The following is a 1,079-nucleotide window of genomic DNA, read 5'->3' on the forward strand; positions in this document are numbered from 1 at the left end:
TTCCCGGATCCGGAGGTGGCGGAGATGGTGTGCCGTGCCTATGACGCGGGTCTGGCCACGGGATTCTTCGGCAAGCAGTCGGCGATTGCGGAAGGGGCACGTCAGCGCCTGAGTGAGGCGCTGCGAGGTGCACGCGATCTCGAGTGGGGGCACGAGATTTTACGGCTAATTCGGCAGACGGGTCGGTATGGGCAGCAGCACGGCGCGTACTGCCGGTTGCCGGTCGAACTGGAGCAGAAAAACGGTCAATGGAGTGTGCCGTCCACGAGACGTGAAATGGATCGGCGGTGTCAGGTCGGGGTTTAAGTGGTCGCGTCCACGCAAATCACGAAGCACATAAAAACGGCGTGGGAAGCGAGCAGGTTTGTTTTGTAGGCGAGGTGGGCGGTAGAAGTAGAAAAACGATAAATGATCGAATTATTTTGAGGCCAATGTTGTAAATCTAAAAAGGGGATTGTTATGAACCGCATCTACAAGACTTTCTTTAACTCCCGGACAGGGCAAGTGGTCGTCGCGTCCGAGCTCGCAACTGCAGCGTCAACGTGCAGCACCGCTTCTTCAACATCAAATTATCGGAATGAAAGGTCCGTGTCCTCGGAGTTTAATGAGGGACCTTCAAAGATAAAGTACATCGCAGGGATTTTGGCGGCAGTGTTTTATGGGTGCGTGGCGACAAATAGCGTCTATGCAACTCAATCTGTTGCAACCACGACCACTGGCTATAGCGGTGCAGGGATAAATGTATCATACGGTGGATTTAGTACCCCCACTAATGGGGCGTCGGGTACGTGCGCTATAGATTATATGTTTCCTACCTCCACTGCTGGGTCATCAACTACACTGCCGACAAGTTATAACGGCTTTCCCGGTACGGTGGGAAGCGGTAACAATTGCGCGCCCTCTGCAAATACTAACATTATTAGCATATTCAGTAGTGGAACTCTTACAAACGGGTTGCCGTCTCTCGACTCGATGTACATCCCGAACCTGATGGTGGGTAACCTGACGGTATCCGGTACCACGACGCTCAGTGGCGTTGCAGTCTCGTACTTCCACGCTAATTCATCGTTGACCGACGG

General features: G+C 53.1%; 1 protein-coding gene and 1 pseudogene. Both read left to right on the top strand.

From position 1 onward, the window contains the following. Positions 1 to 306: pseudogene (locus AC0KUR_RS37915) on the top strand (hypothetical protein); the annotation flags it as partial. A 153-nt stretch (positions 307 to 459) separates the two neighbouring features. Continuing rightward, on the top strand, positions 460 to 1,079 hold a 620-nt coding region (locus tag AC0KUR_RS37920; protein ID WP_473377393.1), incomplete at its 3' end, for an ESPR-type extended signal peptide-containing protein.

It is taken from the genome of Burkholderia sp. YHN3-13 (assembly GCF_055810675.1).